At 79.0% G+C, this 499-nt stretch carries 1 protein-coding gene; it reads left to right on the forward strand.

Annotation, left to right across the window (positions count from 1 at the left end; translation table 11 throughout):
• The coding region (locus IEZ12_RS38905; protein WP_229847850.1) for a 1-phosphofructokinase family hexose kinase at positions 1–499 on the forward strand (499 nt) is incomplete at both ends.

A 499-nucleotide genomic window follows, 5' to 3' on the forward strand; every position in this document is an offset into this window, starting at 1 on the left:
ACCAGCCACCGGGTCACCGGGATCGCTGCCCAGGCCGGCGGCAAGGGCGTCAACGTGGCCCGGGTGCTCACCGCGCTCGGCCGCCCCGCCCGCTGCGTCCTGCCGCTCGGCGGCCCCACCGGCGAGGCGGTGCGCACCGAACTCGCCGCCGCCGGACTCGACCACGCCGCCGTCCCGGTCGCCGGCGACACCCGCCGCACCGTCGCCGTGGTCGACACCGCCGACGCCACCATGTTCAACGAGCCCGGCCCGGCGCTCGCCCCCGCCGAGTGGGACGCCCTGCTCGCCGAGACCGAGCGCCACCTCCCGCAGGCCGCCGTCCTGGTCCTCTCCGGCAGCCTCCCGCCCGGCGCCCCCGCCGACGGCTACGCCCAACTCGTGACCCTGGGACGCGGGTTCGACGTCCCCGTGGTGCTCGACGCGGACGGCCCCGCCCTGCTCGCCGCACTGCCCGCCCGCCCCACCGCGGTCAAGCCGAACGCCGCCGAACTCACCGCCG

The organism is Kitasatospora griseola (assembly GCF_014648555.1).
Taxonomy (GTDB): domain Bacteria; phylum Actinomycetota; class Actinomycetes; order Streptomycetales; family Streptomycetaceae; genus Kitasatospora; species Kitasatospora griseola.